Raw genomic sequence first — 23,857 nt, forward strand, 5'->3', positions numbered from 1 at the left:
CTGTTTCTACTTTAATTCGAAACTACGTTTTATGGCAGTATTCATTTTGCAGTTTTTTCAGAAATTTTATATCTCTGTATTAAACCAGTTTTTATAATTTTTCAATATATACATAGTAAGCAGGGTGTACTCTGCCTTCACTATCTATCAATTGAGCCTCCATATTATATTTACCCGACGACATGTCTATGGTATAGGTAACTTCCTCCGCATCGGCTTCAATTTTTTTTGTTTCATAGTTTCTGCCCAGATAAAGATAAGTTTGTACAAAATCGGATTTTGTACTTGCCGGCACATAGCGTGCTAGACGTCTTGGGCGGGGACCTTCGGGGAAGGTATCATTAATGGCCAATCCAGACTCCCTTGGGAAGCGACGCAAACTAATTTTATACTTTCCATCCTGCACAAATTCAATTTTCCAGTGGCCTGAAGCCTGAGTTGCTTCAATAGCCCCATGTTGATGCCAGGCCCAGCCTAATTTTCCGGTTATCATATCGTGCGACATAATACGTGCCGGATTCTCGTATTTAGTACCCACTTTAATATATGCATATCTCTCATTAACACCCTCATCCATGAATGATTGCCACCAATTCTCATAACCCTCACTTAGTTTTGCTGCTACTTCGGGGTATTGTTCTATAACATTTGTTTTTTGTTTTAGATCTTTGGTCACATTATACAACTCTTTCCCATTAATCAACCGCCAATCCATATCCATCACTGAATAATCTTTATATTTTACCAGGTTTATTTCGCGCTGTGTATCAACATACAATATCCTGTTTTCCCATTTAGTATTACCTCCTTTTAATAATGGTACAATGCTTTTACCATCGAGTGGTTTTACCTGTGTATGCTCCAAATCAAGCAAATCAACAAAAGTTGGTAAAATGTCGTAGTGTGCTGTCAACTCGTTAATGTCTTTACCGCCAGTTAAATTTCCATTAGGCCAACTAATATAAAATGGTACACGGTGACCTCCTTCTGTAACATAGCCTTTACCACCTGTCATACCAGCATCATAAACATGCTGCCCTCCAGCCGACCCGTTATCAGTCATGAAAATTAAAATGGTATTCTCGAGAAGCCCTAGCTTCTTTAGTTTACTTTGTAGCAATTTAAAATTATCATCTATGTTGGTTATCATACCATAAAAACGTTGATATTGCTCCGATAGCTTGTCATTATCACTATACATATCCATGTATTCCTCAGGGCAATTAAAAGGTCCATGTGGGGCATTAGTTGAAATGTAGCAGAAGAATGGATTGTCTTTGTTGGTATCAATAAAATTAAGTGCTTCAGAAAAGAAAATATCAGTACAATATCCATCGTATTTTGTTGGAACACCATTTTTCCAGTAGGTATCATTAAAATAGTCGTTAGCCCAGTAATCGGGTCCTTGAGACACTCCTCCTCCGCCATGACGTACTACTTCTTGAAAGCCTTTATCCATAGGTCTATAAGGATAATTATCCCCCAAATGCCACTTTCCAAACATACCGTTAACATAGCCATTGTTTGCTAAAACTTGAGGTAACATTACCTCATCCTCAAATACAATAGACCTACCGGCAATTGTATGATACGCATTAATTCGGTTGGTGTGCCTTCCGGTCATTAAAGATGCTCGTGTTGGTGCGCATGTTGTGGACACATGAAAATTAGTAAAGCGTATTGCTTCTGCATGGAAAGCATCCAAAGTTGGTGTTTTTATGTATGGGTTTCCTTCGCAGGCCAGATCATTTTTACCCTGATCATCTGTAATGACAATGATAATATTGGGTTTTTTCTTGGGGTTGTTTTGACTCCAAACATGCACTGATGTAAGTAATAGCAAACCAATAATAACTCCTACTTTTATTTTCATAGCTTCTATTTTATTTAATCTATTTTTATGTGAACCCTTAAGTGTTATTTAGTTATGATTATTTTTTTTCTAGTTTAATTCTCAAATTACATGCATGTCCACGATGAACACCATTTACCTTTATCCCTAGTGCTCCATATAAGAAGGTGGGTACTCCATCTTCAACCAATAATTGTGGTCGTTCAACTTTATATTCGGTTCGTGTACCATCGGTTTTTAAAATTTTACTAGGTAAAACCAGCGGGTGTTTTGCCTGTGCCCAGTCATATCCATTGTTCGACTCCATAAGGGCGAGGGCACCCCAATCGCCCGTGAATTTACCTTTGATATCGGTAACAATTGCATAATATTTTCCGTTAAGGCTAAAAACAAAAGGGTCCTCAGCAATCATGTGTTCATCCTCCGATCCTTTCATTTCAAAAATTGTTTCATCATGTTTAGTAAATGGTCCCTTAGGATTATCAGCAAAAGCTACCATATAGCGTACGCGACTTCCTTTAGAAACGTGCCAAGTATCGTCACTTTCCATATCTACTGGTTTCCACCCTTCGTGCTTTCCAACGGCTTTGTAAACTGCAAATATTTTTCCATCAGGGGCAATGTTTATGGCAGGATTCGATGTTATTAAAGCATCTGGTGCTGTTGGGTTATCGCTAACATCAATAACGGGTTTGTTTAAACGATTCCAAGGGCCAGCTGGATTTTCAGACCAAGCCACACCTATTCTTTGACCATTTCTGTATTTCCACCAATCCTTGTTTTTCATGGATGTGGGTTGTACAGCCTCAACAGACGATGTTGTTCCCATGTAATACAAATAATATTTACCATCTTTTTTAAAGACCGTGGGATTATGGGTTGTTGTTCCATCCCAAAATTCTTTACCTCGGGCTGGTAGCGCAACATTTACATGTTTATAAGGGCCTTCGGCTTTATCTGCAATAGCATAAGCTACTTCCGAATCGGTTACCCAACCCATGTGCCCTAACTCGTATTTCCAACGGGAATAGTACATGTGATATAAGCCATCGTTGCCCTTCACTGTTGATGCTCCCCAAATGTGATAGTTGGAATCGATAAATTTATATTCCTCTGGGACAGGTTGTACCATGGCTCCAATGTTTAGTTCTGGTTTGGGGTCTTTTTCTAAAATATCTTTAGAGGTAATTGTCTCCCAATTAACTAAGTCTTTATTTTTATGAATTGGCAAGCCAGGAAACCATTCAAAACTCGAATTGACCATATAATAGGTGTCTCCAACTCTGCAAATAGATGGGGCGGGGTAAAACCCAGGTAATATGGGATTTTTAAATGTATTGGGAGTTTGAGCACTAATGTTGCTGAAACTAATTGTTAACAGGATAAAAGCAAGTAGTTTGTTCATATTATTTTATTTAATCAATACCTCAAAAATGACAGCAGTAACATTATCAGAAGGATGCTGTACTTCAATCACTAAACCTTGAGTTTTTATTTCAGTACCCAGTATTGTGATATTAATAATTTGATAGTAGTCGACACTTATTCAATCACTTCTTTCACTTATTCAATATATATCACTTGCTTATATCGAATGTCTTCGCTTTATACCTGAAGTTAATTTTCTAATTACCACACTTTAATTTTAGTAGTTGAAATATTAATATTTGAAAAAGGACCGGGAAGTAATTTATCAGTTGAACGCGTATTACCCCAATAATCTTGGTTAACAGACAAAGGAGAACCATCGGTGTTTTCATAAGCCGCCTTTGAAATTTGTGTTTTCCCTAACAAAGAAGTTGTAACGAATTGTTTATCCACAATAGGTAAAAGCTCACTCAAATTAATGTTTAAATAAATATTACCATCTTCTTGCACCATTTTTAATTCTGGATTAAAATTCTGTTTGTTTATAAAGCTTTCTTCGCTTTTATATGGAAGTGCACCATTAAAATAAACATTATTATTAACAAAAGACGGAATAATTATTTTTCGCTTTTTAGGACTTTCCCAAGCCAATTGTAAAGAATCGTTAAGTGTTGACAAACCATAAAGATTAACATTTATTTTATTATTACCCTTGCCAACTCCAATGCCGACAAAAATATTGTTGTAAAAACGATTGTCTCCCGAAGAAATTCCAGAAACGCCGGCTATTTCGGTAGAGTGGGGCAGTTGATAAGGTGTAAACCTGTTAGGTTCTGCCCAAATTTTTGTTTCACCAGCAAATAGATTGTGTACAAAAGCACCTCCGCTCGATTGATTAACAAGGCCTACTTTAGATAATAGAATATTGTTGTCTACAAGGTATGGTCCATGGTTTACTTCGAAGTACATATCTTCCCGGTCGTTGTTGTACATCAAATTTTGAGATATACGAACTCCTTGTGTCATCCAATCTAACCAGTACCCTCTACCACAATCATTCACTCTGTTTTTTCGAAGTACCAAATCGATTCCCCCATGAATTTTTACTCCTGCTAATTCTGCACCGGCAAATTGCCTTTTTGTCCAAATATGGTGAATGTGATTATTTTCAATAATACTAAAAGCAGCACCAAAGCTTCCACAAATACCCGTTTGCTCACAATTATAAATTTCATTATTTCGTACAATATGTGAACCTATATTTTTTTTATTCCATCCTGCACGTAGAGCATTAAAAGTTACTTCTAAATAATGAACTGAACCATCAATACTTGGGTCGGCTAACCATACATTATGGCCTGTGCTTTTCTCCTTCCCTAAGGTTATTCCCGAGCATCTGGAGTCGTGAATCTTATTATTTTCAATAATCCATCCTTTATTCCAGTGTGTAGCAATCATCCCTATTTGTTCTGCTGTTGGGGCTGCCCACTGAGTTGCTGCCTGACTAACATCAAATCCACTAATTGTTATGTAATTTATACCAGGTTTACTTGGGTAAATACAAGTTTTACGAACATTAATTTCTATAAGTTCTTTATTAGGATTGAAATTGTGAAAATTAGCCCAAATAGTTGTGTTCTCAGAATCACTTTCGCAATACCAGGTATAGCCTGATCCTAATTTTTTGCTTTTATGGGTGTCATTTGAGTTTAATACCAAGTCTAATTTTTCTTTTTCGAACAGAGATTTTCCATTTAAATAGACATCACCGGTGTGATGAATTCGTCCCCAATCCTTAAACCAATCACCCATAATGGTGTCTTTATATGGATTATAATCTTTAAAGAAAGTATTTGGAATTTTAACTCTCCAAACACCATTTTCCACTTTTTTCCAACCTGAGATTACTTCTGAACCTTTAATCTCAACTTTTTCTCCTGTGGCAGCACGATATACAATTCTTTCATTATCACTTAAACCACCTCGAAGGGGATTAACCCATTCGCGATAAATTCCTTCGTGTACAGTAATTGTATCACCGGGATTTGCAATGTTAGCAGCTGATTGTATGGTTAAAAATGGAGACTCTTGCGTGCCTAGATTTTTGTTGTTACCAGTCTTTGATACATGATATTCCGTAGCAAATATGGCTAAAGGCGTTATAAATGCGAGGATAAAAATAAATAGTTTGTTCATGTTTATATAGTTATTGGTTTGATTTAAAAACTGCAAATTCAGAAATTCCAATTTTTTTAGCTCGTTGTGTGTAGGTTTTTAGAATAGTGAATTTAACCCATTTTACATTTTTTGTTGGAAAATTAATTTGCAGTCCTTCACATGCAGAGGTTGGTAGTTCTTTATCGATATGAATAAAAGTACCGTCGCTAAATGTTAGCAAACCTGATAGAACAGATCCATAAACATCAGGATGATCTACCAATATTATTTTATTAATATGCTGCTTTTTATCCCACTCGAGTTTTACCCATTCGCCCGATTTATTTCCTACATTTGGCCAGGTGTTTCCGTCGAAACTTTCGAATACAGGAATTTTTTGATCTGTTATGTCAATTTTATCTGCTTGATCGTTGCTACTTAGCGTTACTTTAGCCTGTGTGGCAATATTTCCTGCATAGATATCTTCTGCTTGTTTTGTCGGATTTACCGGATCTTCTTCGTCTTTGGATAGAAAACGTAATTCGTGTAAACTAAGTCCGTATTTTCCGCCAAAAGGTTTAAACTCCAAACTGATTCCGTTTCCGCCACTCCAAAAGTTAGCGGAATGACAAAGCCAGGCATTTTTACCATCCGGGCTGATAAATTTACTCGGCAAATTAAGGAAATAAGACTGTTCGCCAAAGTTTTCCATGTATGTAATTATTTTCCATGGACCTGTAATTTTATCAGATTCAAGGAAATATGAATCCATGGATGCTGTTGTAGGCCAACCGTCAGTAATACACATGATGTATTTTTTTAAGCCAGGAAAATAGGTAGCAGTAACACATCCCATGTTATTATTCCACTCCAACAAAGGTTTTATATCGTCATAATCATCACTCCAAATGGCTTTTCCTTTTAGGTCATGTCCTGCGAAAAATTCATAGGCCTTTATGTTGTTCATTGTTTTTGGTGATGGCTTAACTCGAGAAAGGTATATCTGATCAGCTGAAATCCAGCTAAGGTTGGCGTGTTTGAATTCGGTATCTGGGCATTCATGGCTAATTTCATATTCTACACCAAACTTTTTGTGGATGCAAGGGCGAGGCTCTGGGTCATTATCTAAAGCTCCCATTCCTAACAAATAAGCTTTTCCGTCAGGAGAATATTCCATGTTCTTGCCAAAATCAACAAAGTGTGGAGCGCCCATTTTTACAGCACCAAACTTCTTTTTAGGTTCTGGAAAAAGTGGTTCTTCGGGTGTAAGTGGTGAGTCGGTCCATGTCTTGCCTTTGTCGTATGATATTTGAAAACCAGGGATAGGTCCTAATACTGGCCAGTTGTATCTAAAACCGTTGTGAACAGGATTTGAATATTCTTCAGCGTTTCCAGACGTTAAACAATAGGTTGCGTAATACCAAATACCGTCATATATTAGGGATCCTGCTGGGTATCTGCCTTGGTAAGGTATTGCTTCAGCCTTTTTGGGATATGATGTATTTCTTATGTCTAAACGCAAAGGATCATCTCCTTTTATTACTGCATGTCCGGTTACTATATTAGTGGGATCTTTTTTATTATATGAAGTACTACGTATTTGATCTGTTACTCCATCTGTCCATGGAGAATATAGGTTTCCATCTTCAGCCCATGTCGGATAAAAGGTATCGCCGCATAAATAATCACCAAACTTTCCTGAAAAGTAAACTCTGTTAAATAAATCAGATTGTTCAAATGGGCAATCATCTGGTATTTTTGACTCCCAAACAAAACCTTCAGGCATTCTGTCAGGAATTTCGATATATTTAAACTTTACATTTTCCTGTGCTAGCAATGTATTAATAGTAAAAGATAAAAGAATAAAAAAAATAGGTTTCATGTTTTTTAGATTATTGATTAAATTCTTTAAGCGGAGGTTGATTGTTAAATCCAAACATATTATCTCTACCGTAGGCTCCGCAAATATCAATACCCATAATTTTCGCTAGGTCATCATCAATTTCGCCTAACATTTGATACGGTTCTATTACCCGTACAGGTTTATTGTCTAACCCATAGTAATTGCGGAGATTTTCTATCGCTAGTACATGGATACCAGTAACTGCAGTTCCTCCAAAATCTACAACCAACGAGTCTGGTTCGTTATGATTTATTGTCTGTTTAAATCTTTCTTTCGAATTCATTACAATACTTTTTTTTCAATAAATTAACGTTTTGTACCCAATAAGCCTGTTTTTGATATTTTTAAATAGGGTTTAGGTAATGAAATTACTGTTTTATTAACGAATAATATCACTAGGATTTCGATACTTTACAGTTTGCAGATGCTCGCAGTACAATACCAATTCTCCAGGTTGCTTATATATCTCGTAACTTACTGTTATAAGACCCATTTCGTCATATTTTGGCGTCTTATTTAAATGAGTTCTAACTGTATAAATAGTATCACCAATGAAAACAGGTTTAATAAATCGTAATTTATCGTAGCCGTAACTAAAGGTGTTGACATTGTTATTGGCCATTAGCCCTAATCCTAAACTAAAAACCATTGCGCCAGCTACTAATCTTTTTCCAAACAGACCTTCTTCTTCTGCAAATTTTTGGTCTCCAACATAAGGGTGCATATCTAATACCAACCCATTAAACATCATTGCTTCTCCTTCTGATATGGTTCTACTTATTGATCTGTCTTTTTGACCTATTTTAAAATCTTCATACATCCATGTCTCTGTATTGTATAATGGAATGTCTTTATGCTGTGATAATGGTGTGTTTTCTGGCATATCTTTTAATTTATTTCTTGTTTATATTAATTTATTCTAAAAACAAAAGCGTGTTTACAAGGTTTGTTTTTTGGTAGTTGAATTTCCAATGCAGCTACCGTTTGCTTAAAAGTAATTTTAGATTCAGAGCCAATTAATTCAATCTTTTCTATTTTATCATTATAACTAGTAGAACTCAAGGATTTTATGGAAAGAATTCCAGATTCTGGCCATCCTAAAGCAATGGCGTACAATTGCCCATTACGAGTAGTAAAACGAATATCTTCATCACCAAAACCATCAAATTTCATATCTGCTAAATGTCCTGTTTTTATTTCAGTTGGACCTTCACCATAAATAAGCCAAGGTCTACTTTCATAAATAGCTTCACCATTAAGTTTCAGCCATTTCCCCATTTCTCTTAAACGTTGCTTTTGGTCATCAGGAATAGTTCCGTTAGGATGTGGTGCAACATTTAGTAAAAGGTTACCGTTTTTACTTACAATATCTACCAAATCGTCTACCAAATTGTTTGTTGGATAGCATTTTAAATCTTTATGCCAAATCCATTTTTGTTTTGAAATAGAATTATCGGTCAACCAAGGTTCTGGATATATTTTTGGCATACGATTACGCTCAAGATCAACTGTACCAGTTCCAAGAGGGAAGTCAGGACGTTTAAAAGTTAAAACGAATTCTTGTTCTTTTTTATCTGCAGCATTGTATGCATAAGCCATCATCTCTTTACGCACTTTTTCTGATAGAATTTGTACTCGATTATCAAACCAAAGTAAATCGGGTGAATAACCATCTACTACTTCTTTTACTTTTTCTAACCAAACTTTTTCAAATGCTGCACTTGGCATAGGGTTTACTTGGTAATAATTTTGACCTTCTCCTACTTGCCAAGCAGTTTCAGGAACCTTTTCTCCATATAAAGAAGCGTTATTAGGGTCAGCACAATCGGTACTTTCATCCCAAGTTGGAAACCAACCCCATAGCCATGAATGGTGAAGGCTTACTACATATTTCAATCCGCGCTTACGAATTGCTTTTTCCATTTCGGCAACAATATCGCGTTTCGGTCCTTTGTCTACAGAGTTCCATTCATTTACTTTAGAGTCCCACATAGAAAAACCATCAGCATGTTCTCCTGCAGGACCAGCAAAACGCGCACCAGCTTCTACGAATAAATCAGCCCATTCATCAGCATCAAATTTAGGAGCTTTGAAAAGTGGAACCAAGTCTTTGTAACCAAATTCTTTTGGATCCCCATAATTTTCTTTATGAGTCTTGTTGTTTGGATGGCCTTCTTTATACATATATGTTCCGTACCAGTCTGACTCATCTTTAGGAACTGAATATACTCCCCAATGCGTGTAAATTCCAAATTTAGCATCCCTAAACCACTCCGGGCATTCATATTGTGAAAGTGATTCCCAATTGGCTTCATATTTATCTTGCCCTAAAATAAATTGACAGCTAATCAATGAAGTAATTATAATTAATGTTTTCTTTAATTTGTTCATGTTTCAAGTCTTTTAATACTCATTAACAAAGGTAAATGTTATTAAGAATTCCAAATTGAACAAATTCTTTTAAAAATTTAACAAAACCGATATTACTATTGAGTTAAGATCAAATTATTTATAATTATATTTACATGTTAATATAATTGTAACAGTAATAATGGATAATATTGGTCTTTTAAAAAAACTATCATTCAATGTGTCTTTTGTTGAACATTGTCGACTTGGTGAGGAGTGGGACTATTCAAATATCATTAGTCCATTTACACGATTATATCTTATTACAAATGGCGAAGCTTATATCTATTTAAAGGATCAAAAAATCAAACTTCGAAAAGGTTATTTATACTTAATTCCAAGTTTTCAACAGTGTAGCTATAAATGTAATGATTTTATGGAGCAATATTATACTACATTTACTATTCGACTACCTAATAAACTAAGCATTTATCAATTGTATAACTTTAATATTGAAGTAAAAGCGAGTTCATTTCATTATGAATTGTTTAAAAAGTTGTGTTCAGCAAATCCTAATATGAGCTTACCTTCAGGTAATCCTTTGGAGTATCAGAAGATGAATTTGAACGCATTTAAAAATAAGCAAAATGGTTCAAAAGAGAATTTAATTTCAAGTGGTATAATTAGCTTATTACTGTCTGAGTTTATAAACTCGACTAAAATGGAGTTGAAAACTGAATCAATGAATAAGATTCCCGAATCTATTTTATTCATTCATCAAAATTTGAGTAATCGTCTTAATATATCTGAGTTATCAGCAAAATACTCGATGTCATCGGATCATTATACAAGAAAATTTAAGGAATTGACAAAACAAAATCCTATCGATTATATCAATAGGCAGCGAATTGAAAAAGCACTCTTATTATTAAATACAACATCTTATTCATGTAAAGAAATTGGATATCAATGTGGTTTTAATAGTAATACTTATTTTAGTAAAATGTTTAAAAAGTATGTTAAGTTTTCACCCAATGATTACAGAGCTAGTTTAGATAATTTATAATTGGAAGTTATTAAATGTTTATTTACAACAACATTGTCTTTTAGATTAAACTGATTAATAGTATCATGAAGCTAAAGTATATCTTAAAAATAAACTTAGCTTCATGATATTTTAAGTCTATTCAAATTTTACCCAATCAATATTCATTAGGTATTCATCATCACCTTCAAACACTAGTTTGATGTCTTTAACACCTTTTATTTTTTTGTTGATGTTTGTTGTAACTTCTTTCCAAGTATTCCAATTACCAGTATTAGTAACTTCTGTTGTAGAAATTAGTTTGTTATCTATATATAATTTTATTTTTCCTCCTTTAGAACCAGAAGCAACTCTGTATGTTATTTTCTTATAACGATCACAGAAATCAACAGAATTATAAGTTACAAAAGCGTTAGGTTTAATATAGTCTAAATTCCAACCAACAACATTTTTGTCTTTAAGTCTGCTAACTTTTAAACCTTTTGCGTCAGAATAACGATCAATTTGAATAGGCTTATCTGTACTTGTTAAACCAATACCTCTTAAGGTTGCTTTTTTCTCTAAAATCTTTCCCTTTTTATCAAAAAACAAACTGTCTGCTCTCATAGAACGTAAGTGTTGATTGTTAGAAATATCGTGATGATGATAGAAAATATACCATTGTTTTTTGTACTCTAAAATAGAATGATGATTTGTCCAAATTCCGTCTTTAAAACGCTCCATAATCATTCCTTTATACTCAAAAGGACCTTTAGGATTTGTTCCTGTTGCATAAGCAATTTCTTCAGATCCTGATTTATCGTGAGGAAATGTAAAATAATAAGTTCCGTTTTTCTTAAACATAAATGAACCTTCTTTATATCCTTTAGGTAAACCTTCAATTAATTTTGCTTCCCCTTTAATTGATTTCATATCGTCATTTAATTCAGCAACAAATAATTCTTTTCCACCGCCAAAATAGATGTATGCTTTTCCATCATCGTCAATTAAAACATTTGGATCGATACCATTTACACCTTCAATATAAGTCTTTTCTAATTTATAAGGACCTTCTGGATTCGTTGCAGTTGCAACTCCAACACGTCTAAAACCACTTTTATCTAAAGGTGGAGCAGGGTAGTAGTAATAGTAAATTCCGTCTTTTTCAACACAATCTGGTGCCCACATTCCAAATCCATCTTTCTTTCCCCAAGGCACATCCGTTTGATCGATTATTTTACCATGATCAGTCCAATTTGTTAAATTTTTAGTTGAAAAAACATTGTATGAAGGCATACAAAACCCGTTTTCTCCTTTACCTTCATCACAAACAACATCTGTTGAAGGAAATACATATAGTTTTCCGTTAAAAACACGAGCAGTAGGATCTGCTGTAAACATGTGTGTAACGATAGGGTTTTGCGCCATTAATTGAAAACTTGCAATTACGGCAACTAACAATAAGATAATTTTATTTTTGTTCATTTTTTTAATTTTATTGATTTCTTAGTTTTGGGTGTAAAGAATTTCTTTTTGTTTTATTTAGTTTTTGTTCTTCTTTAATTACATTTTCTGCATGAGGATCAAACCAACCTGGATCTAAATTATTAGAATCCCAAAGTTTATAATCTTCTTCTAATTCCTTGATGATATTACTATTGGTATCAGAAATATCATAACGTTCTTTAGGATCTTTTTCTAAGTCAAATAATAATGTTTTCTCTTTATAAGCGCTTTTATATAATTTATAGTTTCCTTTTCTTACAGCATATTCAAATCCGCCAGAAGATCTCCAAAATAAAGCTTCATGTGGTTTGTCAGTATTTGTCTTATTGATATACGGAATTAAATCTTTTCCGTCTAGTTGGTTTTCTAATTCAGAATTTCCTCCAGCAATATTTAACAAAGTAGGAAATAAATCTAAAGAAGAAATTGGGTTATTATAAACTTGATTTTCTTTTAATCCTTTAGGCCAAGATATAAAAAATGGCACTTTTATTCCACCTTCAAACAACATGCCTTTATGCCCTCTATTTGGTCTATTATCAGCATGTTCTAATCTTCCTCCATTATCACTTAAAAATACAATTACTGTGTTGTCTTTAATACCTTTTGCTTTTAATGTAGAATCAATTCTCCCAACACCAACATCAACAGCGTTTACCATTGCTCCGTAAATATTTCTACCTGCATATTCTATATGTTTTGTGTTTTCTAAATATTGTTTTGTTGCATGATCTGGAGCGTGAGGAGCATTATATGCCAAATACATAAAGAATGGTTTTTTATCATTTTTATTGATAAATTCGATAGCTTCATTTGTAAAATCATCTGTTAAATAAGATAATTCTTCTTGCGAAACTTCCTTTCCATTTCTGTAAATAGTTCTTAAAGGACCATTAGGTATTCCCCAAAAATTCATTGCTCCACCAGGAAAACCAAACCAATGATCAAAACCTTGTTTGTTTGGGTGTAAATTTGGATGATCTCCAACATGCCATTTACCAATTGCACTTGTTGTATAACCTTGTTCTTTTAAAGCTTCAGAAATCATTTTTTCTGATAAAGGCGTTCCAATAGTATCATCATTTTCACCTTCATAAGGCATATTACAATCGTGCCCAAATCTTGCTTGATATCTACCAGTTAACAAACCTGCTCTAGAAGGACTGCAATAAGGATGCGAAACATATCCTTTAGAAAAGACAACACCTTCTTTAGCAATTCTATCTAAATTCTGTGTAGGAATATCTGTTGCTCCGTTAAAACCAACATCCGCCCAACCTTGATCATCTGTAAGAATAATGATGATATTGGGTTTTTCTTTTTTTTTAACTTTCATTTCTAAAGTCTCCTTCTTATTATTACAAGAGAAACAAAGTAATACTAGAAATGCAATTAAAATTTTATTCATTATAATTTAAGAAATTGTTGAGTTTTAGGTCGTGTTTATTTAACTGTAAAAGGTTACAATGACAAAATTACTCACATCCTAAGTGGAGTAACATATTTATCGTTTTAATTTATATAACATATGATTTTACTTTAATTAAATGGCTTTTATTAAGGTAATTAAAATAATCAGTTAAATAACTGTTTGTCAACCTATATTATTTGCTTTTAAATTAAAATGTGCTTTAAAATATAGTATAACCAAACATTATAGATACACTTTTAAAATCAGATTTATATATATAAGAATCTGTAATATTACTACTTAAAGCATAATTTAATTCAATACTATATTTATTTAAGAATTTATATCCGAATGCTAAAGCAAAGTTATTTGTATTGCTAATTACATCTTCATAGATGATATTTAATCCTTTTTTTGTTATCATAGAATTAAATGGTAAATCAATTACAAAGTTTAAATTAGCATATAATTTTGAACCTTTCTTTAGATACATAAAGTGTCTTAATCCAAACAGTACTTCAATGGATTCATATTCAACAATATTAGTTCTGGTAAATGGTGAATTTGGGACTTTAGATTCAAATTCACCATTAAATGATTGGTATCTTGGCTCTAGAGAAAGAGCCCATTTGTTTCTATTGAAAGGGAAAATAAATTCAAGTTCAAGCCCAAGTTTATAATTGATTTTAGAATCGTATGTAAGTTTTTCTGAAGTTAAAAATCTTGTTGTATTTAAAGAAGATATACTTAAACCTGGTTTAATTGTTAAATTAAAAACTCCTTTTTTTTTCTCGTTTTTAAATTGAGAAATAGTGGGTTTTTCAATTTGGTAGCATTTATTATATTTTGTTATTATGTTAGATATCTCTTTTTTGAAAAACTTTAAGGACTCAATATTACCTTTGGTAATAGATTCGCATTTTAAAGTGTTAATTAGTTGTTGTTTGTAATAATTATTGGTTCCTACCTTTCGGTTCACAGTTAAATACGTTTTATAAATTAATTGTTCAATAGGATAATTATCTACGCTAAAAAATAACCGTTGGTTTTTAGAATCATTAAAATAATATAGATTTGCTTTACCCTCAATTAAAACTTTTAAAAAAAGATCTTCTGTATTATATTCAGGTCTCCTTACTTTTGACAAATTACTTGAAGTATTTTGATAAGATCTGTCTATTTTTATACTTCTTTTAATATATTTAACTCTTTTGTATATGGTAAACTCATTTACCAATTTAACTGATGCAGTAGTGAATTTTTTATTTTCAAGTGATATTTTATAATCAAATTCGGTAGGATTATTGAGCCAACCAACATTTTTAATATAACACTCAGTTTTGTTATTGTTATTATCAATAAAATACCCTTTTTCGAAAGTTATTTGAGAATAGCTACAAATACTTAGAAGTATTGTAATAGCAGAAATTAGAATCTTTTTCATTTTTTTTTATTTTGATAGAAGCACTTTGAATCTATGGAAGTTTATTATTTTTATTTCAACTCAAAGTTTGTAAATTATTTTTGTTTTAAGTTAACCTCTAATTTGAGTATTCACTTTTTGAAATTAAATTAAAATGTACTTTTAAAATATAGTATAACCAAATGTCAGAGAAATACTCTTGTAGTCAGATATATAATCGAAATGTGGCCCTGTAATATTTCTGCTAAGACCATAATTTAATTCAACCGAATACTTATTTAAATATTTATATCCAATTCCTAATGAGCTGTTGTACCTTGTTTCAAATTCTTGTTCAAAGGTAACGCGATCTCGAGATACTATTTTTATACTGGAATTCAAAGGGAAGTCTATTACATAATTGAAATTAACGAAAAGTTTAGAATTATTATTTAAAAACATATAATATCTAAGTCCAATTGGCATTTCTATGGATTTATAATCAACTGTCATTATTTTGGTAAAAGGTGAATTTGGATTTTCATATTCAACTTCACCATTAAATGATTGATATCTTGGTTCTATTGTTAAAGCCCATTTATTTCTATTGAAAGGAAGTATTACTTCAGCTTCAATTCCTATTTTTAAATTTGTTTGACTACCTAAATCAAATTTCATTAATGAACTAGTATTTTGAGTATTTAAAGAATTCGATGCTACACCAGCTCTAAAGGTTAAATTAAATACATCCCTTTTTTCTTTATCAATTAATTGTTTATTAGTTGCTCCTTCAGGTTGCATACAATTGTTGTATTTAATTATAATTTTTTCTAAATTACTTTGAAAATATTGTAAATATTCAATATTACTTTCTGTAATAGATTTACATTTTAAACGATTAGTTAATTGTTGTTTGTAATAATTGTTAGTTTTTATAATACTACCCGTGGCTAAATAGTTTTTATAAATTAATTGCTCTATAGGAGAATTGCTAATTTTAAAGAAAAAACGTTGATTTCTAGAATCTTTATAAGCGTATAAATTAGCATTTCCTTCAATTAAGACTTTGAGAAAAATTTCTTCAGTTTTAAATTCAGGATTTCTGTTGTAAGATAAAACATTGTTAATATTTTGACTTGATCTGTCAATTTTTAGGGTTCGTTTTATATATTTATCTTGGTTGTATATAGTAAGTTCCTTTACTAATTTAACAGATATAGTAGTATGTATTTCACTTTCTAAAGAGGTTTTATAATCAAATTCGGTAGGATTATTGAGCCACCCAACATTTTTAATATAACACTCAGTTTTGTTATTGTTATTATCAATAAAATACCCTTTTTCGAAAGTTATTTGAGAATAGCTACAAATACTTAGAAGTATTGTAATAGCAGAGATTAGAATCTTTTTCATTTTTTTTTAAAGCTGTTTTTTTAAGAACTTTGAATTCAATTTTTTTATAAAAATACTTTGAATTTATGCAACACGTTGCCATTAATTGTTTTAATCTATATAACATATGGTTTTTTCATCAATAAAGAGATTAGAGATTTATTTAAAAGATACACTTAAGTTTTAAGTGTATTCCTTTTTCACTACCTGTAGTAAAAGCAGTGGTTTTTAATAAAAATTGGTTGTTTTAAAAAGGTAAAATTAAGAAAGGTTCTTCTACATATTTTGATGATTCAGAATGTAGAAACTTAAACCTTCAATACAATTAGGCAATTTAAGTTTCTTTTGATAATAATACAACGTAAGAACGTCACAGAAGAAAACAAACATAAAAGAGTTTTAATTGAATTTGATGGTGTAATTTTATTCAGACGATCATCATAATTACTAATTACTTAGTAGGTTTGATCGTTTGTAATAATAAGATTTTTTTATAACAGTTTTGATTTATTCCTAAAAAACGGGAAGCGTAAAAAGCAACTGAAAAACTATATTTTTAATAATTTTATTTTTCTATTTATTTTTTCTTAATTAATGGAATTACCAAGGAATATGAAACTTCACTGTCTTTAGGTAAAATGGCAATAATCAATGCTTTTGGAATTCCATTTTCCATATAAAATTTAGGCATATCGGCGGTACGTTCACAAAGCGTTTCGCTACCGTCTGTCCAAAGTAATTTCCCTGCTTTTAAAACCAATGGTTGTTCAGCCAAAGACCAATTTAAACCCTCTTATCTGAAGTATGTAAAACCATTGTAATCTGCTTCTTGAATAATATTTGCCTTGTCAAATTTTTCAGGAAGTAACCCCTTAAAATCTAAGTCTGTTTGAGCTACCCCTATTAAGCTAATAAAAATGAAAAAACAGATACTATAACATTTTTTAAATTCATATTGTTTTAATTTTTTATAGTCCGAATTGGAATTTGAACATTAAAAGATTGAAGCACACCTTTACTATCTTTTACGTCAGAAGCACAAACAAGTACTTTTGGAATTCCATTTTCCAAATAAACTTGGGGGCGTTCTAAATTAGCTACTTTTTGAACCGTTCCATCTTCCCATTTAATTTCTAATTTTGAAACCAATGCATTTTTAGATAATGTCCAATCAAATCCATCTTCAGATTCAAATAAAACCAACGCCATACCTGCATCTGTAAATGCTCCATGCATATCTTTTAAAATTGCTCTATATTTTCCAGCTTCATACCAAATAAAAGGATCTTCAGCAGGAAAATCGTGTCCTTTAGCTAGAAAAATTGGTTTGTCGTGTTTTATAAATGGTCCTGTAGGGTTATCAGATGTTGCTACACAATGCACTACCGGACCTCCCCAAATACCGGGCTTCTTTTTACCCACAGCCTTATATACCATCAAATAAACACCATCAGGTCTTTTGGTAATTGATGGATTATTCACCAATAGCGCATCAATAGCAGTGCTATCCTTACTCACATCAATTAATGGTTTATCAAAACGTTTCCAAGGTCCGTTTGGGTTCTCGGCAACTGCTACACCTATTCTTGCATTATTTCTATGAATAGGGTTTAGTTTTATTTCTCCAGGCTCTCCAAATACTTTTCCGTCACCTGTATTTCCCATATAATATAAATAATATTTATTGCCGTATTTGTGAACTGTAGGATTGTGTGTACATAAACCATCCCACAATTTTGAATCTCGAATTCCCAAAGCAATATCTTTAAACTTAAATGGTCCAAAAGGACTTTCTGCAACAGCGTGTGCTATTTCAGAATGTGTAGCCCAAGCCCAACCTAAATCTTTTTTCCATCGAGAATAAAACATATGATACAAACCATCATCTCCTTTTGTAATGGAACCTCCCCAAACACTCATTGTATCACTTTCAAATTTAGACTGAAGCTTAACTTCTCCTAATTCAATTTTATAATCTGATTTTTTTATTTCTACAGTTTTTTTTGGCTGTACTTTACAAGAGATTAACGCCATTAACAATATTAAACAATACCTCATAATTTTATTATTTTTTTATAGATTTAATTGGAATTTGAACATTAAAGGATTGAAGTACACCTTTACTATCTTTTACGTCAGAAGCACAAACAAGTACTTTTGGAATTCCATTTTCCAAATAAACTTGGGGGCGTTCTAAATTAGCTACTTTTTGAACCGTTCCATCTTCCCATTTAATTTCTAATTTTGAAACCAATGCATTTTTAGATAATGTCCAATCAAATCCATCTTCAGATTCAAATAAAACCAACGCCATACCAGCATCTGTAAATGCTCCGTGCATATCTTTTAAAATTGCTCTATATTTTCCAGCTTCATACCAAATAAAAGGATCTTCAGCAGGGAAATCGTGTCCTTTAGCTAGAAAAATTGGTTTATCGTATTTTATAAATGGACCCGTTGGGCTGTCTGAAGTTGCTACACAATGCACTACTGGACCTCCCCAAAGTCCTTTTTTCTTTTTACCTACTGCCTTATATACCATCAAATAGCCACCATCTGGTCTTTTAGTAATTGATGGGTTACTCACCATTAAAGCATCAATATCTGTACTATCTTTACTAACATCAATTAATGGTTTATCAAAACGTTTCCAAGGTCCGTTTGGATTATCAGCAACTGCAACACCTATTCGCTGATTATTTCTATGAATAGGGTTTAGTTTTATTGCTCCTGGCTCTCCAAATACTTTTCCATCACCAGTATTTCCCATATAATACAGGTAATATTTATTGCCATATTTTTGAACCGTAGGATTGTGTGTACACAAACCGTCCCAAAATTTTGAATCTCGAATCTCTAAAGCAACATCCTTATACTTAAATGGTCCAAAAGGACTTTCTGCAACTGCGTGTGCTATTTCAGAATGTGTAACCCAAGCCCAACCTAAATCTTTTTTCCATCGAGAATAAAACATATGATACAGACCATCATCTCCTTTTGTAATAGAACCTCCCCAAATACTCATTGTATCACTCTCAAATTTTGATAATTGAGAAACTGCTTCCAATTCAATTTTATAATCGTTGTCTAAATTTCTTGCGGTTTTTTTAAGTTCTTTTTTGCAAGAACTTAAAAGAGTAACTGTAATTAAAATTAATGCTAGGTGCCTCATTGTGTACTATTTTAATTAATGTTTTTTTTAAATTTTTATTACTTTTTGTTATAATATCTAACGTAATCTACTTTCATTGAAATGCCATCAATTGCATCCGTTACTGTGCCTGACCATTTTATAATTGCAACACTTAGCCAAATTGGAGTTTCACTAAAACAAAAAGTATTTTTTTCTCTTCTAATTTCTTTTCCATCAAAGTAAAAAATCAATTCTTGTTCATTCCACTCTAAACCATAAGTGTGATATTCTTCTGCGAAATTGTAATTTTTTTCAACATCTAATACTGCAATATCTTTCCATACTCCATCTTTTAAATATTGAACTTTATAATCTGAAATTAAACCATACCAATTTCCTTTACCATCTTTCCAACCATTAACAAACTGTGTAGCTCCTACGGTAATGTTTTCTTCCCATGTAAATTCAACCCATTTTTCACCAGAATTTTGTGTTGTCCAAGAAGAGAAAGGATTTCCGTCTGTTAAAGAATGTGAGGTGTCTTTTCCTTTAAATGAACCACTTGTTGTTATGCTGATATTGTTACTTTTGGTATAATTCACTAGGCCAGGAATGTCCGTGTCTGCTGTTGTAGATAATGCATTTGGGTAATTACCATCTTTATTTACACTATAAACTCTAAACTCTCCAAGATTAAATCTTGACTGATTGTTCGAAATAAATCTTATTTTTTTTGTTTCAATAGGTGTTTCCAGTTGAATAGTGTAATCTGGTTTTGCTCCATAAGTAAAACCTTTATGGTTTGTTTGGTGTTTCTTTTTACCGTTTTTATCAATTGTAAAATCTGACCATTGGTGAATATTTGTACTCACTTCATTAGGGAAATGACCTTCATTAATATCAATCTCAAATCTTTTTCCTTCAGTAGGCTCTGAACCTTTAGTCATTAACCAAAATGAATTATTTGTTGCTTCTGCTGCTGCATATCTATAACGACATTCAAAATATCCGTATTTAAATCTTTTTTTTGTCCAAATATTACCAGCGGTCCATTCTTGTCCTCCTTTGTTTTCTTTTCTTGCTTGTAATTCTAAAACGCCATTTTTAACTACTGCATTTTCTCTCCACCTACTACATAAAATATGTCCACTTGGACCATTTTGTGACACCCATTTTTCATCTAATTTTTCATTGTTATAATCAAATTCATCATTCCAAACCAACTTCCATTCGTTTAGATTGATTTTATTTGAATTTTGTTGAGCATCAACTTTTAGAAAATTAAAGACTAAAAATATTGTTACTATTATAATTCTTAATTTCATATTAATTTGCTTTAGTTATAGCAGACCAACTCCCTTTTTGACCTTTAATTTCTCGTTGAATTTGGAAATAAATTACATTTTCATTATTTATATCAATAGTCATCATTCCTCTAACATTAGATCTAAACTCTTTGTTTAAAGCTTCTTTTGAAGTACCATATTTTACATTGTAAAAAGTGTCTTCAAATTCACTTGTATAGCCAATAACTACTTTGTTGTCTGTAATAAAAGCCTCCCAAATTTTAGGTGCTAATGGTTTACTATTTGGTGTTCCTTTAATTGTATTTGGTGCTGTACTTTCTCCTTTAGTGTTTAAAGCTATTACGCTAAAACTATATTCTTTGTTGTTAGACAGACCTCCAACTTCAATAGCATTGGTAATAGTTTTAAATGATTCTATAGTTTCATTATTGTCATTTGAATAACGCACTAAATATTCAGTAGCTCCGGGAACTTCTTGAAACAAAACCCTTACCGATTTATCACCTAAATCTATTCCTGTAATAACTGGAGAATTTGGCACTGAAAATGGTATTACCTTTTCATATCTCACATAACCTGTTGGACTCACTAATTGAATTCTTAAATCCAATAACTCACTCGGTAATTTCCCCCAAGAAATTTCACCTTTCCAAACTTTATCTGTTGGGTTAATGTTTGGTAAATCTTGAGATTTATTTTCAATTATAGTTCCATCTAAACTTCTAAAGTTCCATTTTAATTTATAGCCTGTTAAGCCATAACTTGGATAATCGTTTACCCCTCTAACAGGAATTTCAATTACTGCTTTATTGTTTAAAATGTTTAAATTTTTAACTTCAATATCTTTAATTGGGCTAAACTCTTTAGCTACTCTTTCAAACATTCTTCTTTTTTGCCTCCAAACATTTATCAATCCCCAAACTCTATTTTCTTCTTGTGAAGTTGCGGCATAACCACTTCTATAATCGTTAAATGTCCACAATGAACCTCCAATAACAAATTCATTTTTACTTCTCCAATGTTCATTCCAATCTGAAAATATTTGTTGGTCACCATCTAATGAAGTTGTTGGATATGGGTCAAAACCATATTCTGAAATAAAAATTGGTTTTTCTGGCCATTCGCTTCTTAATTTATCAATAATAACTTGTGGTTCACCTTGCCAGCTATACATATTATGCATAATAATATCTACTTCAGTATTTGGATCTGTTTCTCGGGTTGCTTCTTCTTTTTGACCACTATTACTAACACAAGTAACCAATCTATTTGGATCCATTTCACGCACATAATCCATTGTTAATTTGGCATACTCATTATGATCTGTTAACTCGTTACCAACACTCCAACCAATAATACTTGGGTGATTCCAATCACGCTCTACCATTCCCTTAATCCATTCTTTGGCTAATGGATAATGAGGTGCGGTAAATTCTGGATTCGTTAAATCACGAACATTTGCTTCTTCGAAAATCAAAATTCCTTTTTTATCACATAATTCAATCAGTTTTTCGTTTTGAGTTCCGTGCATAATTCGCATAAAATTAGCACCCGCTTCTTTCATTAAATCAACATCTTTTTCTAACACTTCCAAAGGTTCAGAAGATCCCCAATATCTATGTTCACTAACACGGTTAAATCCTCCTAAACGAATTGGCTCGCCATTCAATAATAATTTAGAGGCTGTAACTTCAATTTTTCTAATTCCGAAATTATCAGTTTTAGTATCTATTTTATTTTCGTTTTCTGTAATAGTAGTTTCTAAACTGTATAATTCTGGGTGATCAAAATGCCATAATTTAACATCTTTAGCTTCCAAATTTCCTTCTAAAATTTCATCCACAATTTTATTAGCTGCTACTTCCGCCGTTTTATTTAGTTCTACTAACTTTCCATTTTTTGAAATTACGGAATGGATTGAAATATTTTTAGCTTCTGATGAATTGTTCTCTAACCTTACTTTTAATTTAAAGCTTGCTGTTCCTTTTTCTAAATCTGGAGTTGCGTGAATGTATTGATTATTAATTCTAACGTCGTTATTCTTTACCAAATGAACATCTCTAATAATTCCTCCCCAATTCCAAGTTGCTCCAACAATAAAATTATTATCTACTTCAACAGCTAAAACATTAGACTTTTTAAAATTTAATTGGTCTCCAACTTCAAATTCAAAAGGTGTAAACCCACCTTGATGACGACCTATAAATTCTCCATTTAAATAAACTTTAGCTACGTGATAAACACCATCAAATTGTAATCTATACTTATTATTAGTACTTGTTTTCCAATCTTTAGGCAGTTCAAATTCTTTTCTATACCAACCTAAACCATTGTAATTTGAATAGGAATTTAACATTCCCCAATGTCCAGGAACTTTTAAATTATGCCAATCTGAATCATTGTATTCTGGTAAATAAACTTGTTCTGGTTGTTTTTTCGCTTCATTATAATTTTCTTCAGAAATTGGTCTAAACAATACAGTGTTAGCTGCTACTTGACCATCAGTAATTGCTGTAACTTCTACATAATTATCATTAGCTGCATTAAACTTAAAAATTCCTAAACTAATCCACTGACCACAATTAATTCTTTGACTCAAATATTTTGGAGTTTTCCCTTCTGAATGATTTACATTTACCTGCACTGTCATATGTGTTGCAAAAGGAGCAATCACTAAAGCTTCATAATAACCTGTTTTAGTAATATTTGGTTTAAAACGGACATAATTTTCCGCTGTTTCATTTTCTTTAAACCAACGGACTAAATAGTTGTCTCCATAAAAAACGGATCCTCTTTCTCCAACTTTTTTTACTGCCCAATTTCCTTTTACTTCAATATGCTTCTCGTTGCTACTTTCAATAACAATATCTGTTGATTGTACTTGAATGTTCAATGGATTTGACCCCATCCCATAAATGGTATTGAATTTCCAATCACCATTTAAGGTTGCTGTGTTTTCTGAAGTAGTTTCAAGTATTTTAACTTTTTTTAGTGCTGAATTACACGCTATTAAACTACTAATGATTACTATGGATAAAAATATTTTTCTCATA

General features: G+C 32.1%; 17 protein-coding genes. 1 reads left to right on the top strand and 16 read right to left on the bottom strand.

What is annotated here, in order from left to right; translation table 11 throughout:
- Nucleotides 1-91: 91 nt before the first annotated feature.
- The 7 genes from BTO07_RS15990 to BTO07_RS16020 form a co-directional block, all read right to left on the bottom strand.
- Entirely contained in the window at nt 92-1,873 is a 1,782-nt protein-coding gene (locus tag BTO07_RS15990) for an arylsulfatase (RefSeq protein WP_087522183.1), read from the bottom strand.
- A 58-nt stretch (nt 1,874-1,931) separates the two neighbouring features.
- Nucleotides 1,932-3,257: a glycoside hydrolase family protein gene (locus BTO07_RS15995; RefSeq protein ID WP_087522184.1), complete on the bottom strand. Its 1,326-nt coding sequence runs from the start codon at nt 3,255-3,257 to the stop codon at nt 1,932-1,934.
- A 224-nt stretch (nt 3,258-3,481) separates the two neighbouring features.
- Nucleotides 3,482-5,416, bottom strand: coding sequence for a right-handed parallel beta-helix repeat-containing protein (locus BTO07_RS16000; RefSeq protein ID WP_087522185.1), 1,935 nt, complete (start codon nt 5,414-5,416; stop codon nt 3,482-3,484).
- Between the two features lie 10 nt (nt 5,417-5,426).
- Nucleotides 5,427-7,259, bottom strand: coding sequence for a DUF7402 domain-containing protein (locus tag BTO07_RS16005; protein WP_087522186.1), 1,833 nt, complete (start codon nt 7,257-7,259; stop codon nt 5,427-5,429).
- 10 nt (nt 7,260-7,269) lie between these two features.
- Nucleotides 7,270-7,563: a hypothetical protein gene (locus BTO07_RS16010; RefSeq protein ID WP_087522187.1), complete on the bottom strand. Its 294-nt coding sequence runs from the start codon at nt 7,561-7,563 to the stop codon at nt 7,270-7,272.
- Nucleotides 7,564-7,659: 96 nt separating this feature from the next.
- The gene (locus BTO07_RS16015) at nt 7,660-8,163 is read right to left on the bottom strand and encodes a MaoC/PaaZ C-terminal domain-containing protein (protein ID WP_087522188.1); all 504 of its coding nucleotides are present in this window, start codon (nt 8,161-8,163) and stop codon (nt 7,660-7,662) included.
- Nucleotides 8,164-8,189: 26 nt separating this feature from the next.
- The gene (locus BTO07_RS16020) at nt 8,190-9,671 is read right to left on the bottom strand and encodes an alpha-L-fucosidase (RefSeq protein ID WP_087522189.1); all 1,482 of its coding nucleotides are present in this window, start codon (nt 9,669-9,671) and stop codon (nt 8,190-8,192) included.
- Nucleotides 9,672-10,065: 394 nt separating this feature from the next.
- On the opposite strand from BTO07_RS16020, the gene BTO07_RS16025 reads away from it, so the two are divergent.
- Nucleotides 10,066-10,695: a helix-turn-helix domain-containing protein gene (locus tag BTO07_RS16025; RefSeq protein ID WP_157663363.1), complete on the top strand. Its 630-nt coding sequence runs from the start codon at nt 10,066-10,068 to the stop codon at nt 10,693-10,695.
- 117 nt (nt 10,696-10,812) lie between these two features.
- On the opposite strand, the gene BTO07_RS16030 is transcribed toward BTO07_RS16025, so the two are convergent.
- From BTO07_RS16030 to BTO07_RS16070, 9 genes are all read right to left on the bottom strand, one after another.
- The gene (locus BTO07_RS16030; RefSeq protein ID WP_198342478.1) at nt 10,813-12,138 is read right to left on the bottom strand and encodes a family 43 glycosylhydrolase; all 1,326 of its coding nucleotides are present in this window, start codon (nt 12,136-12,138) and stop codon (nt 10,813-10,815) included.
- A 10-nt stretch (nt 12,139-12,148) separates the two neighbouring features.
- On the bottom strand, nt 12,149-13,495 hold the full coding sequence (locus BTO07_RS16035) for a sulfatase-like hydrolase/transferase (protein WP_198342479.1): 1,347 nt from the start codon (nt 13,493-13,495) through the stop codon (nt 12,149-12,151).
- A 295-nt stretch (nt 13,496-13,790) separates the two neighbouring features.
- The gene (locus tag BTO07_RS16040) at nt 13,791-15,014 is read right to left on the bottom strand and encodes a hypothetical protein (RefSeq protein ID WP_087522192.1); all 1,224 of its coding nucleotides are present in this window, start codon (nt 15,012-15,014) and stop codon (nt 13,791-13,793) included.
- Nucleotides 15,015-15,155: 141 nt separating this feature from the next.
- On the bottom strand, nt 15,156-16,385 hold the full coding sequence (locus tag BTO07_RS16045) for an outer membrane beta-barrel protein (protein WP_087522193.1): 1,230 nt from the start codon (nt 16,383-16,385) through the stop codon (nt 15,156-15,158).
- Between the two features lie 556 nt (nt 16,386-16,941).
- Nucleotides 16,942-17,139: a hypothetical protein gene (locus tag BTO07_RS16050; RefSeq protein ID WP_087522194.1), complete on the bottom strand. Its 198-nt coding sequence runs from the start codon at nt 17,137-17,139 to the stop codon at nt 16,942-16,944.
- Nucleotides 17,140-17,324: 185 nt separating this feature from the next.
- Nucleotides 17,325-18,398, bottom strand: a complete 1,074-nt coding sequence (locus tag BTO07_RS16055; RefSeq protein ID WP_087522195.1) for a glycoside hydrolase family protein — start codon at nt 18,396-18,398, stop codon at nt 17,325-17,327.
- A 31-nt stretch (nt 18,399-18,429) separates the two neighbouring features.
- Nucleotides 18,430-19,536, bottom strand: a complete 1,107-nt coding sequence (locus tag BTO07_RS16060) for a glycoside hydrolase family protein (RefSeq protein ID WP_232457049.1) — start codon at nt 19,534-19,536, stop codon at nt 18,430-18,432.
- Nucleotides 19,537-19,574: 38 nt separating this feature from the next.
- The gene (locus BTO07_RS16065; RefSeq protein ID WP_087522196.1) at nt 19,575-20,822 is read right to left on the bottom strand and encodes a family 16 glycosylhydrolase; all 1,248 of its coding nucleotides are present in this window, start codon (nt 20,820-20,822) and stop codon (nt 19,575-19,577) included.
- Nucleotide 20,823: 1 nt separating this feature from the next.
- The gene (locus BTO07_RS16070; protein WP_087522197.1) at nt 20,824-23,856 is read right to left on the bottom strand and encodes a glycoside hydrolase family 2 TIM barrel-domain containing protein; all 3,033 of its coding nucleotides are present in this window, start codon (nt 23,854-23,856) and stop codon (nt 20,824-20,826) included.
- Nucleotide 23,857 lies beyond the last annotated feature (1 nt).

Source organism: Polaribacter sp. SA4-12 (assembly GCF_002163675.1).
Classification (GTDB): Bacteria; Bacteroidota; Bacteroidia; order Flavobacteriales; family Flavobacteriaceae; genus Polaribacter.

Coding starts and splice junctions, on each gene's coding strand:
- BTO07_RS15990 (WP_087522183.1), bottom strand. CDS start 1,873: ATGAAAATAAAAGTAGGAGTTATTATTGGTTTGCTATTACTTACATCA.
- BTO07_RS15995 (WP_087522184.1), bottom strand. CDS start 3,257: ATGAACAAACTACTTGCTTTTATCCTGTTAACAATTAGTTTCAGCAAC.
- BTO07_RS16000 (WP_087522185.1), bottom strand. CDS start 5,416: ATGAACAAACTATTTATTTTTATCCTCGCATTTATAACGCCTTTAGCC.
- BTO07_RS16005 (WP_087522186.1), bottom strand. CDS start 7,259: ATGAAACCTATTTTTTTTATTCTTTTATCTTTTACTATTAATACATTG.
- BTO07_RS16010 (WP_087522187.1), bottom strand. CDS start 7,563: ATGAATTCGAAAGAAAGATTTAAACAGACAATAAATCATAACGAACCA.
- BTO07_RS16015 (WP_087522188.1), bottom strand. CDS start 8,163: ATGCCAGAAAACACACCATTATCACAGCATAAAGACATTCCATTATAC.
- BTO07_RS16020 (WP_087522189.1), bottom strand. CDS start 9,671: ATGAACAAATTAAAGAAAACATTAATTATAATTACTTCATTGATTAGC.
- BTO07_RS16025 (WP_157663363.1), top strand. CDS start 10,066: ATGGAGCAATATTATACTACATTTACTATTCGACTACCTAATAAACTA.
- BTO07_RS16030 (WP_198342478.1), bottom strand. CDS start 12,138: ATGAACAAAAATAAAATTATCTTATTGTTAGTTGCCGTAATTGCAAGT.
- BTO07_RS16035 (WP_198342479.1), bottom strand. CDS start 13,495: ATGAAAGTTAAAAAAAAAGAAAAACCCAATATCATCATTATTCTTACA.
- BTO07_RS16040 (WP_087522192.1), bottom strand. CDS start 15,014: ATGAAAAAGATTCTAATTTCTGCTATTACAATACTTCTAAGTATTTGT.
- BTO07_RS16045 (WP_087522193.1), bottom strand. CDS start 16,385: ATGAAAAAGATTCTAATCTCTGCTATTACAATACTTCTAAGTATTTGT.
- BTO07_RS16055 (WP_087522195.1), bottom strand. CDS start 18,398: ATGGCGTTAATCTCTTGTAAAGTACAGCCAAAAAAAACTGTAGAAATA.
- BTO07_RS16060 (WP_232457049.1), bottom strand. CDS start 19,536: ATGAGGCACCTAGCATTAATTTTAATTACAGTTACTCTTTTAAGTTCT.
- BTO07_RS16065 (WP_087522196.1), bottom strand. CDS start 20,822: ATGAAATTAAGAATTATAATAGTAACAATATTTTTAGTCTTTAATTTT.
- BTO07_RS16070 (WP_087522197.1), bottom strand. CDS start 23,856: ATGAGAAAAATATTTTTATCCATAGTAATCATTAGTAGTTTAATAGCG.